Here is a 13642-nt window from a genome sequence, read left to right as displayed (position 1 = left end):
GTTTTGGAAGATATCTTCAGTCTATTCGAGCGGCCGAAGGATCCCCTCAACTTCAACGCGATCCGGCTCTCCCTGGCGTCGCCGGAGAAGATCCGCGAACGCTCCTTTGGCGAAGTCAAGAAGCCGGAGACGATCAACTATCGGACGTTCAAGCCAGAACGGGACGGCCTGTTCTGCGCCAAGATTTTCGGGCCGACCAAGGACTACGAGTGTAACTGCGGCAAATACAAGCGCATGAAGCATCGCGGCATCGTCTGCGAGAAGTGCGGGGTCGAGGTCATTCCGAGCAAGGTGCGACGCGAGCGTCTCGGTCACATTGACTTGGCCTGCCCGGTGGCGCATATCTGGTTTCTCAAATCCCTCCCCTCGCGGATTTCGACCCTGCTCGACCTGACCTTGAAAGAGGTCGAGCGCATCCTCTATTTCGAGGCTTACATCGTCCTCGACAAGGGGGATTCCCCGTTGGAGAACGGACAGATTCTCAGCGAGGAGAAGTATCGCGAAGCCATGGACGGGTTTGCCGGCCAGTTCACCGCCGGCATGGGCGCCGAGGCGATCCGCGATCTGCTCGAAGCCATCAACCTCGACGAGCTTTCCGAGCAGTTGCGCAACGAAATGCGAGACGCCACCAGCGAGGCCAAGCGCAAGAAGGTCTCCAAGCGGCTCAAGGTCGTCGAGGCCTTCAAACAGAGTGGTAACCGTCCCGAGTGGATGATCCTCGAAACCATCCCGGTGCTTCCTCCCGAGCTGCGCCCGCTGGTGCCCTTGGATGGCGGTCGTTTCGCCACCTCGGATCTGAATGATCTCTATCGCCGGGTCATCAACCGCAACAATCGACTCAAGCGGCTGATGGAACTGCGCGCACCGGAAGTCATCATTCGCAATGAAAAGCGCATGCTGCAGGAGTCGGTGGACGCCCTCTTCGACAACGGTCGTCGCGGACGGGCCATCACCGGCCCCAACAAACGCCCCCTGAAGTCCCTTTCCGACATGCTCAAGGGCAAGGGTGGCCGCTTCCGGCAGAACCTGCTCGGTAAGCGTGTCGATTACTCGGGGCGTTCAGTCATTGTCGTTGGTCCCGAGCTTAAGCTGCATCAGTGCGGCCTACCGAAGAAAATGGCTCTCGAACTCTTCAAACCCTTTATCTACAACAAGCTGGAGGAGCGGGGCTACTGCACTACCATCAAGAGCGCCAAGAAGATGGTGGAGAAGGAGAAGCCCGAGGTCTGGGACGTGCTCGAGGAAGTTATCAAGGAGCATCCGGTGATGCTCAACCGTGCGCCGACCTTGCATCGCCTCGGCATCCAGGCCTTTGAACCGGTGCTTATCGAGGGCAAGGCGATTCAGCTCCACCCCTTGGTCTGTACCGCCTTCAACGCCGACTTCGACGGCGACCAGATGGCGGTGCATCTGCCCCTCTCCATCGAAAGCCAGATCGAGGCGCGGGTGTTGATGATGTCGACCAACAACATCCTCTCCCCAGCCAACGGCAAGCCGATCATCGTTCCCTCCCAGGACATGGTCCTAGGGCTTTACTACATGACCCGCGATCGCGCTTTCGTCAAGGGGGAGAACAAGATCTTCGCCTCTCCGGAAGAGGTGCGCATCGCCTATGATGCCGGAGAAGCTGACCTCCAGGCCAAGATCAAGGCACGCATGACGGTCGAGCGGGGAGGGGCTCCGACGCTGGTTGAAACCACGGTCGGTCGGGTGTTGCTGAGGGAGATCGTCCCCGACGTCATCCCCTTCTCCTCCATCAACCGGGTCATGGGTAAAAAACAGGTTGCCGAGTTGATCGACGTCGCTTTCCGCCTTGCCGGCAACAAGGAGACGGTCATCCTCGCTGATCGCCTGAAGGAGACCGGCTACCGTTTCTCGACCCTCGCCGGGGTCTCCATCTGCCTCGACGACATGGTCATTCCGACCACCAAGCAGAAGTACATCGATGCTGCCGTCGATGAGGTACGGGAGATCCAGCAGCAATATACGGAAGGTCTGATCACGGACGGCGAGCGTTACAATAAGGTCATCGATATTTGGGCAAAGTGTACCGAGGATATCGCTCAGACCATGCTTGGCAACCTCTCCGTCGACCTGCTCACCAATGAAGAAACCGGAGAGCAGGTCAAGGTTCCCTCCTTCAACGCCATCCACATGATGGCCGATTCGGGGGCCCGCGGCAGTGCCCAGCAGATCCGCCAGTTGGCCGGGATGCGCGGTCTGATGGCCAAGCCTTCCGGCGAAATTATCGAGACGCCGATTACCGCCAACTTCCGCGAGGGGTTGACGGTGCTCCAGTACTTCATTTCGACCCACGGCGCCCGCAAAGGTCTGGCCGACACCGCTCTGAAGACCGCCAACTCCGGTTATCTCACCCGGCGCCTGGTCGACGTGGCTCAGGATGCCATCATCACCGAGCAGGATTGCGGCACCTTTGACGGCATTCTCGTCTCCTCCCTCACTGAGGGAGGGGAGGTCATCGAGCATCTTGGCGACCGGATTCTCGGGCGTACCGCGCTGGAGGACGTTCTCGATCCGGTGACCTCCGAAGTCCTAGTCGAAGCCAACCAAGAGATCGACGAGACCTTGGTGGAAAAAATTGAGAATGCCGGGATTGAAAAACTGCGCATCCGCTCGGTTCTCACCTGTCAGAGCCGACGGGGGATCTGCGCCGCCTGCTACGGTCGCGACCTGGCTCGAGGGCACATGGTCAACCTCGGCGAGGCGGTCGGTGTCATTGCCGCCCAGTCCATCGGAGAGCCGGGCACCCAGCTGACCATGCGTACCTTCCACATCGGCGGTACCGCTTCCCGGCGCGCCGAGCAGACCTCCCTTGAAGCCCGCTTCGATGGTCTGTTGCGCTACATCAACTTGAACACCGTCGTCGATAAATCCGGGTATCACGTCGTCATGAATCGGAACGGCGAGATTGCCGTGGTCGATGAGACCGGCCGTGAACGCGAACGTTACGGTGTGGTCTATGGCGCCCGCTTGCGCGTTGCTCCCGAAGGGGAAGTCAAGGCGGGATCGCTGCTTGCCGAGTGGGATCCCTACACCATGCCGATTCTCACCGAAATCGGCGGCCGGGTCCGGTTCGGTGATATCCTCGAAAACGTCACCATGGAGGAACAGCTCGACGACGTTACCGGTCTGACTCGGAAGGTCATCATCGAGACCAAGGGGGCGGATAAGCGGCCGCGCATCACCCTGAAGGATGAGGAAGGCAAAACCGCCAAACTGCCCAACGGCGCCGCCGCCCGCTATATGCTGCCGGTCGGGGCGAACATCGTGGTCGCCGAGGATGATATCGTCACCGCCGGTGACATTATTGCCAAGATTCCCCGGGAAACGACCAAAACCAAGGACATTACCGGTGGTCTGCCGCGTGTCGCCGAACTCTTTGAAGCCCGTAAACCGAAGGAGTTTGCCGTTATTTCTGAGATCGACGGGGAGGTTTCTTTCGGCAAGGACTCCAAGGGCAAGCGTAAGGTTGTCGTCACCCCGGAGGTCGGCGAGCCGAAGGAATACCTCATCGCCAAGGGCAAGCATATCAGCGTCCACGAAGGGGATCACGTGCGTGCCGGTGAGGCACTCATGGACGGCTCCAGTAACCCCCACGACATCCTTCGGGTTCTTGGGGAGAAGGAACTGTCCAAATATCTGGTTGATGAAGTCCAGGAGGTTTACCGCCTGCAGGGCGTCAAGATCAACGACAAGCACATCGAGACCATTGTTCGCCAGATGTTGCGCCGCGTGCGTATCAAGGAGGTCGGGGATACCCGTTTCCTGCTCGACGATCAGGTGGAGCGCTGGGAGTTCGAGGAAGAAAACCAACGGGTGCTGGCCGAGGGTAAAAATCCCGCCATCGGCGAACCGCTGATGCTTGGTATCACCAAAGCCTCCCTCTCCACCGAGTCCTTCATCTCGGCGGCTTCTTTCCAGGAAACCACCAAGGTTTTGACCCAGGCGGCTATCGAAGGGAAGATCGACTTCCTGCGCGGGCTCAAGGAGAACGTCATTATGGGCCGTCTGATTCCGGCGGGAACCGGTGTTTCCAAATACCGCAGCGCCAAGCTCTTCATTGAGGAACCGGTCGAGGTGGTGGAAACCTACCAGGAAGAAGTCATTGACGATGACGAAGAGTTGGTGGAAGAACCGGCAAAATCCGAAAAATAACCGCACACAAATACCGCCCGGCCGGAAAGGCTGAAAAAAAAATAAAAAGCCTTGACATCGGCCGGGCGGATTGATAAGGTCTGCGGGTTTTTCCCCTCATGGGAAAATCCGCTGTAAACGCTCTTTTAACGACAGAATATGCGATTTCGGGAGTAAGTAGATGCCGACTATCAATCAGTTGATCCGCAAGGGACGTGAAAAAAAGGAAAGAAAGTCCGCGTCGCCGGCGCTGAAGGGGAACCCTCAGAAGCGTGGCGTGTGTACGCGTGTCTATACGACGACCCCCAAAAAGCCTAACTCGGCGTTGCGTAAGGTTGCCCGTGTGCGCCTGACCAATGGAATCGTCGTGACTTCCTATATCCCCGGCGTCGGACACAACCTCCAAGAGCACTCCGTGGTGCTGATCCGCGGCGGCCGTGTCAAGGACTTGCCGGGTGTGCGTTATCATATCGTTCGCGGCACGCTCGATCTGGCCGGGGTCAAGGGACGGATGCAGAGTCGTTCCAAGTATGGGGCCAAGCGGCCTAAATAAAGCAAAGCACTGAGAGGACGTTATGCCGAGAAGAAGAGAAGTTGCCAAGCGGGTCATCCTTCCCGATCCCAAATATCACGACCGGCTGGTTGCCAAGTTCATGAACTGCATCATGCAGGATGGCAAGAAAAGCACGGCGGAGCGGATCGTTTATGGGGCTTTTGATATCGTTGCCAGTCGGTCCGGGGAAGATCCTCTGGAGGTGTTCAAGAAGGCGATCGACAATGTTCGTCCGGTGCTGGAAGTGAAGTCCCGTCGGGTGGGCGGCTCGACCTATCAGGTTCCGGTCGAAGTTCGTGCCGATCGTCGCAATGCCTTGGCGATTCGCTGGATCTCCGGCTATGCCGGCGCTCGTGGCGAGAAAACTATGCAGGAGCGTCTGGCCGGCGAGTTTCTCGACGCGGCTAACAATCGCGGCGCTTCGGTGAAGAAGAAGGAAGATACCCATCGGATGGCCGAAGCCAACAAGGCTTTCGCTCACTACCGCTGGTAAACATAAAGAGTCCCCTGTGGAGGCAAGATAGTTGTGGCACGTTTAGTACCCCTTTCCAAAACCCGTAATATCGGCATCATGGCCCATATCGATGCCGGTAAGACGACGACGACCGAACGCATTCTGTTTTACACCGGAATTTCTCACAAGCTCGGTGAGGTTCATGACGGCGCAGCCACCATGGACTGGATGGCCCAAGAGCAAGAGCGTGGAATTACAATTACTTCCGCGGCGACTACCTGTTTTTGGAAAGATCACCGAGTCAATATCATCGATACCCCGGGGCACGTCGACTTCACTATCGAGGTGGAGCGTTCTTTGCGTGTTCTTGACGGCGCGGTGGCGGTGTTCTGTTCGGTCGGGGGTGTTGAGCCCCAGTCCGAGACGGTATGGCGCCAGGCCGACAAGTATGGGGTTCCCCGTATTGCCTTCATCAATAAAATGGACCGCATCGGCGCCGACTTCGGTCGGGGTGTGCAGATGATGCGGGACCGCCTTGGCGCCAACCCGGTGCCGCTTCAGCTTCCCATTGGTAAAGAAGATTATTTCAAGGGGCTCGTTGACCTGGTCGAGATGCGTGCTCTGGTCTGGCGTGACGAGACTCAGGGGCAGAGCTTCGAAGAAATCGAGATCCCTGCCGAAATGGTCGACGATGTCGCCGCCGCTCGCGAGGCCATGCTGGAGGAGGTCTGCTCCCACGATGATGCCTTGATGGAGAAATATCTGGGCGGCGAGGAATTGACTGTTGCCGAGATCAAGGCCGGCATTCGCCGTGCGACCATGCAGTTGCATATCAATCCCGTTCTTTGTGGCAGCGCTTTCAAGAACAAGGGGGTGCAGAATCTGCTGGACGCGGTGGTCGATTATATGCCCGCTCCTACCGACGTTCCTCCGATCAAGGGACTAGATCCCTCCAGTCAGGAAGAAATTACCCGTCCGGCCGACGATAATGGTCCTTTCTCCGCCTTGGCGTTCAAGATCATGACCGACCCCTTTGTCGGCCAGCTGACTTTTTTTCGGGTCTATTCCGGGGTAGCCGAGTCGGGTGCTTCGGTGGTGAACGCCACCAAGGGGAAGAAGGAACGTTTCGGTCGTCTTCTCAAGATGCACGCGAACAAGCGCGAGGAGATCAAGGAGGTCTACTCCGGTGATATTGCTGCCGCCGTTGGTCTGAAATATACCACTACCGGCGATACTCTCTGTGATGAGAAGTCGGTATGTCTGCTTGAGTCCATGGAGTTTCCCGAGCCGGTTATCCATATCGCCGTTGAGCCCAAGACTAAGGGTGACCAGGAGAAGATGGGCGTGGCGCTTGGCAAGCTGCTGCAGGAAGACCCTTCCTTGCGTTGCCGTACCGATGAAGAAACGGGTCAGACCATCCTTTCGGGGATGGGCGAGTTGCATCTCGAGATCATCATTGATCGCATGAAGCGGGAATTCAAGGTTGAGTGCAACGTCGGCGCTCCTCAGGTCGCCTATCGAGAAACCATCACCAAGAAGGTCGAAGTTCAAGGCAAGTTCGTTCGTCAGTCTGGTGGTCGTGGTCAGTACGGCGACTGCTGGCTGCGCATCGAGCCGCAGGAGCCCGGTGCCGGTTTCACCTTCGTCGACGAGATCAAGGGTGGCGTTATTCCCAAGGAATACATTCCCGCTGTCGGCAAGGGGGCCGAAGAAGCCTCGGAATTGGGTGTGCTCGCCGGCTTCCCCATCGTCGACGTCAAGGTGTCCTGTTTCGACGGTTCCTATCATGATGTCGACTCCTCAGAGATGGCGTTCAAGATTGCCGGCTCCATGGGTTTCAAGGAGGGTGCCGCCAAGGCTGGTCCGGTCCTGCTTGAGCCGATCATGAAGGTCGAAGTCGTCGTTCCCGAGGATTATATGGGGGATGTTATGGGCGACCTGAACAGCCGTCGTGGCCGGATCATGGGGATGGAATCCCGGGGCGGGGCCCAGGTTATCAATTCTCATGTTCCTCTGGCCAATATGTTCGGTTATGCAACGGATTTGCGTAGCGCCACCCAGGGCCGCGCTACATATACCATGGTCTTTGATCATTACGAGCAGGTGCCGAAAGCGATCTCCGAGGAAATTGTCGCCAAGGCCAAGGGGTAAAGGAGAGACATCATGTCCAAAGCCAAATTTGAAAGAACCAAGCCCCATGTCAACATCGGGACCATCGGTCACGTCGACCATGGCAAGACCACTCTGACCGCCGCCATCACCAAGGTTCTGGCCGAGCAGGGCGGCGCCGAGTTCAAGGGCTTCGACCAGATCGACAACGCTCCCGAGGAGCGCGAGCGCGGCATCACCATCGCCACCTCCCACGTCGAATACGAGACCGCCAAGCGTCACTATGCCCATGTTGACTGCCCGGGCCACGCCGACTACGTCAAGAACATGATCACCGGTGCGGCGCAGATGGACGGCGCGATCCTGGTCTGTTCGGCCGCCGACGGCCCCATGCCGCAGACCCGTGAGCACATCCTGCTTGCCCGTCAGGTCGGGGTGCCCGCCATGGTCGTTTTCCTCAACAAGGCCGACATGGTCGACGACGCCGAGCTGATGGAACTGGTCGAGCTGGAGCTGCGCGAGCTGCTCTCCTCCTACGACTTCCCCGGCGACGACATCCCGATCATTGCCGGCAGCGCCTTGGCCGCCCTCGAAGGGCGTGACGACGAAATCGGCAAGAACAAGGTTCTCGAGCTGATGGCCGCCGTCGACAGCTACATCCCCGAGCCCGAGCGTGCCATTGACAAACCCTTCCTGATGCCGGTCGAAGACGTCTTCTCCATCTCCGGACGCGGCACCGTCGCCACTGGCCGGGTCGAGCGGGGCGTGATCAAGGTCCAGGAAGAGGTCGAGATCGTCGGGATGAAGGCGACCCAGAAAAGCGTCGTCACCGGCGTCGAGATGTTCCGCAAGCTGCTCGATCAGGGTCAGGCCGGCGACAACGTCGGGATCCTGTTGCGCGGGATCAAGCGCGAAGATATCGAGCGCGGCCAGGTTTTGGCCAAGCCCGGAAGCATCACCCCGCACACCAAGTTCAAGGCCGAAGCCTACATCCTGACCAAGGAAGAAGGCGGGCGTCACACCCCGTTTTTCAAAGGCTACCGTCCCCAGTTCTATTTCCGGACGACGGACGTGACCGGGATCGTGGAGTTGCCCGAGGGCGTAGAAATGGTCATGCCTGGCGACAACATCGCCATGACCGTCGAGCTGATCACTCCGATTGCCATGGACAAGGAACTCCGTTTCGCCATTCGCGAAGGCGGCCGTACCGTCGGCGCCGGTGTTGTCAGCGAGATTATAGCTTAAGAGGATAAAACACATGCCGAGCCAAAAGATCAGAATCCGTTTGAAGGCTTATGACCATAAGCTGCTCGATCTTTCCGTAAATGAGATCGTCGATACCGCTAAGCGCACGGGCGCCCGGGTCGCCGGACCGGTGCCGTTGCCGACCATTATCAACAAATACTGCGTGCTGCGTGGCCCCCATGTCGACAAGAAGAGCCGCGAGCAGTTCGAAATGCGTACGCACAAGCGCCTTCTCGATATTCTCGAGCCGACACAGCAGACCGTGGATGCCCTGATGAAGCTTGACTTGTCCGCCGGCGTCGACGTGGAAATCAAGCTCTAGGCAACTTATTAAAGGTAAGGGTACATGCAATGATACAGGGAATCTTGGGTAAGAAGCTGGGGATGTCCCAGATTTTCGCCATCGATGGTCGGCGCGTCCCGGTGACGGTCGTCGAGGCTGGCCCCTGCGTGGTCGTGCAGAAGAAAACCATGGCCAGCGATGGTTACAATGCTCTTCAGGTGGGTTTTGCCCCCCGCGCGGCGCACCGTGTCAATCGTCCTGCCATGGGCCATTTCAAAAAGGCCGGCAAGGGCGCCTTCGCTTATCTGCGCGAGTTTCGGGTTGAGAATGTGGACGATTTCAACGTTGGTGACGAGATCAATTGTGAGGTTTTCGCTGCCGGGGATATCGTCGACGTGACCGGAACGAGCAAAGGCAAGGGCTTTCAGGGCGTAATCAAGCGCTGGAATTTCGCCGGCGGACGCTCCAGTCATGGCTCGAAGTTTCATCGTGCCCCTGGCTCGATCGGTTGCAGCGCCTGGCCTTCCCGGGTTTTCAAGGGGAAAAAGATGGCCGGTCAGATGGGCAACGTCCGGGTTACGACGCAAAATCTCGAGATCGTCGATGTTCGTCCTGAGAAGAATCTGATCCTCGTGAAAGGGGCCATCCCCGGCGCCAAGAACAGCCTGGTCATGATTCGCAAAGGGATTAAAGCCAAAAAATAGCCTCATGTAAGTGAGGGTGTGGGAGACAGACCATGGCAAGCGTTATTGTCTACGATATTCATAAAAATCAGGTGTCTCAGCGGGAACTGTCCGACGTGGTCTTCAACGACGTTGTGCGCGGCTACCTGATTCACGATATGGTTCGCTATCAACTGGCGGCTCGTCGTCAAGGAACAGCCGATACCAAGACCCGCAGTGAGGTTTCCGGCGGCGGTAAAAAACCGTATAAGCAGAAGGGTACCGGCAATGCCCGCCAGGGCTGTATCCGCGCCCCTCACTATGTGGGTGGCGGTGCGGCCTTTGGGCCCACTCCCCGGGATTACACCTTCAAACTCAACCGCAAGGTCAAGAAGGCGGCGTTGCGCAGTGCGCTTTCTGCCCGCTTTCAGGCAGAGAAACTGACGGTGCTCAATACCATCGAACTGGAAAAGATCAGCACGAAAAGTTTTGCCGAGGTTCTCAAGCGTTTCGAACTCGACAAGGCTCTTGTTGTTGTTTCCGGCGATAATAAAAATCTCGAACTTTCCGCCCGGAACCTCCCGAACGTCAAAGTGCTTCGGGCCGAAGGGGTGAATGTCTACGATGTAATGAAGTACCCCCATCTGATCGTCACCGAAGGGGCCGTTTCTCAGCTGGAAGGAGCGCTTGCGTCATGAAACCGCTGCATCAGATTATCAGGAAGCCGTTGATTACTGAGAAAACCAGCCTGCAGAAGGAAGTAGGACAGGTCGTTGCTTTCGAAGTTTCTCTTGGCGCCAACAAGATCGAGATCAAGCAGGCCGTTGAGAAAGCGTTCGATGTGAAGGTGAAGAACGTCAATACTTCACTGGTGGCTGGCAAGGTCAAGCGCGTTGGCCGGCAGTTTGGCAAGCGGTCGAACTGGAAAAAGGCGTACGTGACCCTGGAAGAGGGAAGCAGTATCGACTTCTTCGGTGTCTAAGGTTTGTTATCAAGCGATACGGAGTAACTATAATGGCGATCAAAAAGTTTAAACCGACCTCGCCGGGTCGTCGTAACATGACCTCTTCCTCTTTTGAGGAGATCACGACTTCTACGCCCGAGAAGTCCCTTGTTGCGCCCCTGAAACGTTCCGGTGGCCGCAACAATTATGGTCGAATCACCAAGCGGCACACGGGGGGCGGTCATAAGCGCAAGTACAGAATTATCGACTTCAAGCGGGACAAGAAGAACATACCGGCCAAGGTCGTTTCTATCGAATACGATCCGAATCGTTCCTCCCGTATCGCCCTGTTGAGCTATGCCGACGGCGAGAAACGTTATATCATCGCACCTCTCGGGATTTCTGTTGGGGATACCTTGGTTGCGAGTGAGCAGGCGGATATCAAGCCCGGTAATGCCCTCACCATTCGTTCCATTCCCCTGGGTACCTGGGTTCACAATGTTGAATTGCGTGTCGGCAAGGGTGGCCAACTCGCTCGCAGCGCCGGAACCTACGCAATGATCGCTGCCAAGGAAGGAAAATACGCGCAGCTGCGTCTGCCTTCCGGTGAAGTTCGTCTGGTGCTGCAGGATTGCTGCGCGACGGTTGGTCAGGTTGGTAACCTCGAACATGAGAATATTCAGATCGGCAAGGCTGGTCGCAACCGCTGGCTGGGCAAGAGACCGCAAAGCCGCGGCGTCGCCATGAACCCTGTCGATCATCCCCATGGTGGCGGCGAAGGCAAGAGCTCGGGTGGCCGTCATCCGGTGACCCCCTGGGGTATTCCGACCAAGGGTTATAAGACCCGGACCAACAAGCGTACCGACAAGTTCATCATTCGCCGGCGCAAGAAATAACGTTTCTTAGGGATAGAGGAGAAGGCAGTGGCTAGATCAATCAAGAAGGGGCCGTACGTCGAGGAAAGCCTTTTGCGTAAAATTGAAGCTGAAGGTGGCGCCAGCAATAAAAAGGTCATCAAGACCTGGTCGCGGCGCTCCACAATCGTCCCTGAATTTGTTGGCCTGACCTTCGCCGTGAATAACGGCAAGAAGTTCATCCCGGTTTTCGTGACCGAAAACATGGTTGGCCACAAACTCGGCGAGTTCGCCCCGACCCGGACTTACTTCGGCCATGGCGCGGACAAGAAAAGCAAGAAAAGATAAGATCCTGCATAGGAGTTTCATTCATGGAAGCCAGAGCTAAACTGAGTTACGCGCATCTTTCTCCTCAGAAAACCCGCTTGGTGGTTGATATGGTGCGCGGCAAAGGTGTTCAGGATGCCCTGAATATCCTCAAGTTTTCTCCGCAAAAGGCCGCGGCCATCGTCAGCAAACTGGTCAGTTCGGCTGTAGCTAATGCCGAACAGAAGGGTGTTTCCGATGTCGACCGTCTGATGATCAAGCATATCAGCGTCGATCAAGGTCCGGTTCTCAAGCGTTTCATGCCCCGGGCACAGGGGCGTGCCACTAAGATCCGCAAGCCGACGAGCCACATTACTGTAATTCTCGACGAAAAGTAGACTGTAAGGAGGTGATAGTTTGGGCCAGAAAGTACATCCTGTAGGATTTCGGTTGGGAGTGATCAAAACCTGGGAATCCAGGTGGTATGCGGAGGCGGATTACGCCGCGCTGCTTCACGAAGACGTCAAGCTTCGGAATTACCTTAAGAAGCGGCTCTACCATGCCGGTATTTCCAAGATCGAACTGGAGCGCGCCGCGAACAAGGTGAAGATCAATATCTACGCCGCTCGCCCCGGTATCATCATCGGCAAAAAAGGTTCCGAGGTTGAGGCGCTCAAAAAAGAGCTGGCCAAACTCACCGACAAGGAAGTTTTCATCAATATTCAGGAAGTTCGCAAACCTGAAATCGATGCCCAGCTGGTGGCGGAGAACGTGGCGTTGCAACTTGAGCGCCGGGTCGCTTTTCGTCGCGCGATGAAAAAAAGCGTCAGCATGGCGTTGAAGTTCGGCGGGCAGGGGATCAAGATCACCTGTAGCGGACGACTGGGGGGCGCTGAGATGAGCCGTACCGAGTGGTACCGCGAGGGGCGTGTTCCCCTGCATACTCTTCGCGCCGATATCGATTATGGATTCGCCGAAGCGAAGACCACTTATGGCATCATCGGTGTCAAGGTGCTTATCTTCAAGGGCGAGGTTCTCGCGCGGGAACAGCAATAAGATCGCAATAGGAGTAAGCAAGCCATGTTAATGCCCAAGAAGGTTAAACATAGAAAAACATTCAAGGGGCGCATGAAAGGCGCCGCCAAGGGTGGTACCGAATTGAATTTCGGTGACTTTGGTCTGCAGGCCATTGAGTGCGGTTGGTTGTCGTCTCGCCAGATTGAAGCTGCCCGTCGGGCTATGACCCGTTATATCAAGCGTGGCGGAAAGATCTGGATCCGTGTCTTTCCGGATAAGCCGTTGACCCGCAAGCCTGCCGAAACCCGTATGGGTAAAGGTAAGGGCTCCCCGGACAGCTGGGTGGCCGTGGTTAAGCCCGGAGTGATGCTTTATGAGATGCAGGGGGTTGCCGAGGATGTGGCCCGTGAAGCTTTCCGCCTTTCCGCCAATAAGCTCCCGATGAAGACCAAGTTCGTGATGAGGGAGGACATTGTCAATGAAGGCTAGTGAAATGGTGGCCCTCAGCCTTGAGGAACTGCGTAAGAAATCGGAAGAACTCAACCAGGAGCTGTTCAATCTGCGGTTCCAGTTGCATACCGGACACCTGGAAAATACCGCGCGGATTCCTCAGATCAAGAAGGATATTGCCCGGGTTAACACCGTGCTGCGGCAGAAACAGGGATAATGGGGAGTACGAGGACGGATATGACGACTGAACGTGGAAACAGAAAGACCCGGGTTGGGGTTGTTGTCAGCGACAAGATGGACAAGACCGTCGTGGTCAAGGTCGATCAGCTGGTAAAACATCCTATTTACAAGAAATACATCAAGCGCAAGGTTACCTGCAAAGCACACGACGAGCGTAACGACTGTGCCGTCGGCGACAAGGTGCTTATCGTGGAGACCAGGCCGCTGTCCCGCGACAAGCGGTGGAGAGTCCGCGAAATCCTCGAAAAACATGTAACCGTTTAGGAGATACAAGCCATGATCCAGATGCAGACCATGCTTGATGTCGCGGACAATTCCGGCGCCCGGAAGCTCTGCTGCATCAAGGTGCTCGGCGGCTCCAAACGCAAATA

At 56.8% G+C, this 13642-nt stretch carries 17 protein-coding genes; all 17 read left to right on the top strand.

The annotated features are described in order from the left end of the window. Nucleotides 1–3 precede the first annotated feature (3 nt). The gene (gene rpoC, locus RBR25_RS09785; RefSeq protein ID WP_432819370.1) at nucleotides 4–4176 is read left to right on the top strand and encodes a DNA-directed RNA polymerase subunit beta'; all 4173 of its coding nucleotides are present in this window, start codon (nucleotides 4–6) and stop codon (nucleotides 4174–4176) included. 160 nt (nucleotides 4177–4336) lie between these two features. Then, nucleotides 4337–4708, top strand: coding sequence for a 30S ribosomal protein S12 (rpsL, locus tag RBR25_RS09780; RefSeq protein WP_432819369.1), 372 nt, complete (start codon nucleotides 4337–4339; stop codon nucleotides 4706–4708). A 22-nt stretch (nucleotides 4709–4730) separates the two neighbouring features. After that, on the top strand, nucleotides 4731–5201 hold the full coding sequence (gene rpsG / locus RBR25_RS09775; protein WP_432819368.1) for a 30S ribosomal protein S7: 471 nt from the start codon (nucleotides 4731–4733) through the stop codon (nucleotides 5199–5201). 33 nt (nucleotides 5202–5234) lie between these two features. After that, the gene (fusA, locus tag RBR25_RS09770) at nucleotides 5235–7313 is read left to right on the top strand and encodes an elongation factor G (RefSeq protein WP_432819367.1); all 2079 of its coding nucleotides are present in this window, start codon (nucleotides 5235–5237) and stop codon (nucleotides 7311–7313) included. A gap of 12 nt (nucleotides 7314–7325) precedes the next feature. Continuing rightward, entirely contained in the window at nucleotides 7326–8516 is a 1191-nt protein-coding gene (tuf, locus tag RBR25_RS09765) for an elongation factor Tu (RefSeq protein ID WP_432819366.1), read from the top strand. Nucleotides 8517–8529: 13 nt separating this feature from the next. Continuing rightward, nucleotides 8530–8838: a 30S ribosomal protein S10 gene (rpsJ, locus tag RBR25_RS09760; RefSeq protein WP_092054148.1), complete on the top strand. Its 309-nt coding sequence runs from the start codon at nucleotides 8530–8532 to the stop codon at nucleotides 8836–8838. Between the two features lie 29 nt (nucleotides 8839–8867). After that, nucleotides 8868–9503 (top strand): 50S ribosomal protein L3, encoded by a 636-nt coding sequence (gene rplC, locus RBR25_RS09755; RefSeq protein WP_432819365.1) that lies wholly within the window; start codon nucleotides 8868–8870, stop codon nucleotides 9501–9503. A gap of 32 nt (nucleotides 9504–9535) precedes the next feature. Further along, the gene (rplD, locus tag RBR25_RS09750) at nucleotides 9536–10159 is read left to right on the top strand and encodes a 50S ribosomal protein L4 (RefSeq protein ID WP_432819364.1); all 624 of its coding nucleotides are present in this window, start codon (nucleotides 9536–9538) and stop codon (nucleotides 10157–10159) included. Next, on the top strand, nucleotides 10156–10443 hold the full coding sequence (locus RBR25_RS09745) for a 50S ribosomal protein L23 (protein WP_432819363.1): 288 nt from the start codon (nucleotides 10156–10158) through the stop codon (nucleotides 10441–10443). The genes rplD and RBR25_RS09745 overlap by 4 nt, the downstream gene beginning before the upstream one ends. 32 nt (nucleotides 10444–10475) lie before the next feature. Next, nucleotides 10476–11300: a 50S ribosomal protein L2 gene (rplB, locus tag RBR25_RS09740; protein ID WP_432819362.1), complete on the top strand. Its 825-nt coding sequence runs from the start codon at nucleotides 10476–10478 to the stop codon at nucleotides 11298–11300. 27 nt (nucleotides 11301–11327) lie between these two features. After that, entirely contained in the window at nucleotides 11328–11606 is a 279-nt protein-coding gene (rpsS, locus tag RBR25_RS09735; protein ID WP_092054135.1) for a 30S ribosomal protein S19, read from the top strand. Between the two features lie 23 nt (nucleotides 11607–11629). Then, nucleotides 11630–11962, top strand: a complete 333-nt coding sequence (gene rplV, locus RBR25_RS09730; protein WP_432819361.1) for a 50S ribosomal protein L22 — start codon at nucleotides 11630–11632, stop codon at nucleotides 11960–11962. Between the two features lie 19 nt (nucleotides 11963–11981). Continuing rightward, entirely contained in the window at nucleotides 11982–12620 is a 639-nt protein-coding gene (rpsC, locus tag RBR25_RS09725) for a 30S ribosomal protein S3 (protein WP_432819360.1), read from the top strand. A gap of 24 nt (nucleotides 12621–12644) precedes the next feature. Continuing rightward, the gene (gene rplP, locus RBR25_RS09720) at nucleotides 12645–13070 is read left to right on the top strand and encodes a 50S ribosomal protein L16 (protein ID WP_432819359.1); all 426 of its coding nucleotides are present in this window, start codon (nucleotides 12645–12647) and stop codon (nucleotides 13068–13070) included. Further along, the gene (rpmC, locus tag RBR25_RS09715) at nucleotides 13060–13248 is read left to right on the top strand and encodes a 50S ribosomal protein L29 (RefSeq protein WP_432819358.1); all 189 of its coding nucleotides are present in this window, start codon (nucleotides 13060–13062) and stop codon (nucleotides 13246–13248) included. The genes rplP and rpmC overlap by 11 nt, the downstream gene beginning before the upstream one ends. A 20-nt stretch (nucleotides 13249–13268) precedes the next feature. After that, on the top strand, nucleotides 13269–13535 hold the full coding sequence (rpsQ, locus tag RBR25_RS09710) for a 30S ribosomal protein S17 (protein ID WP_432819357.1): 267 nt from the start codon (nucleotides 13269–13271) through the stop codon (nucleotides 13533–13535). A 12-nt stretch (nucleotides 13536–13547) separates the two neighbouring features. Further along, nucleotides 13548–13642 (top strand): uL14 family ribosomal protein (locus tag RBR25_RS09705; RefSeq protein ID WP_432819400.1); only part of this gene is annotated, 95 nt, incomplete at its 3' end.

The organism is Trichloromonas sp., from assembly GCF_034006665.1.
Taxonomy (GTDB): Bacteria; Desulfobacterota; Desulfuromonadia; order Desulfuromonadales; family Trichloromonadaceae; genus Trichloromonas.
This window is presented reverse-complemented; position numbering and strand designations above follow the sequence as displayed.

Coding starts and splice junctions, on each gene's coding strand:
- rplP (WP_432819359.1), top strand. CDS start 12,645: ATGTTAATGCCCAAGAAGGTTAAACATAGAAAAACATTCAAGGGGCGC.
- rplD (WP_432819364.1), top strand. CDS start 9,536: ATGGCAAGCGTTATTGTCTACGATATTCATAAAAATCAGGTGTCTCAG.
- rplV (WP_432819361.1), top strand. CDS start 11,630: ATGGAAGCCAGAGCTAAACTGAGTTACGCGCATCTTTCTCCTCAGAAA.
- rpsL (WP_432819369.1), top strand. CDS start 4,337: ATGCCGACTATCAATCAGTTGATCCGCAAGGGACGTGAAAAAAAGGAA.
- rpsG (WP_432819368.1), top strand. CDS start 4,731: ATGCCGAGAAGAAGAGAAGTTGCCAAGCGGGTCATCCTTCCCGATCCC.
- RBR25_RS09745 (WP_432819363.1), top strand. CDS start 10,156: ATGAAACCGCTGCATCAGATTATCAGGAAGCCGTTGATTACTGAGAAA.
- rplB (WP_432819362.1), top strand. CDS start 10,476: ATGGCGATCAAAAAGTTTAAACCGACCTCGCCGGGTCGTCGTAACATG.
- tuf (WP_432819366.1), top strand. CDS start 7,326: ATGTCCAAAGCCAAATTTGAAAGAACCAAGCCCCATGTCAACATCGGG.
- rplC (WP_432819365.1), top strand. CDS start 8,868: ATGATACAGGGAATCTTGGGTAAGAAGCTGGGGATGTCCCAGATTTTC.
- rpsQ (WP_432819357.1), top strand. CDS start 13,269: ATGACGACTGAACGTGGAAACAGAAAGACCCGGGTTGGGGTTGTTGTC.
- rpmC (WP_432819358.1), top strand. CDS start 13,060: ATGAAGGCTAGTGAAATGGTGGCCCTCAGCCTTGAGGAACTGCGTAAG.
- rpsJ (WP_092054148.1), top strand. CDS start 8,530: ATGCCGAGCCAAAAGATCAGAATCCGTTTGAAGGCTTATGACCATAAG.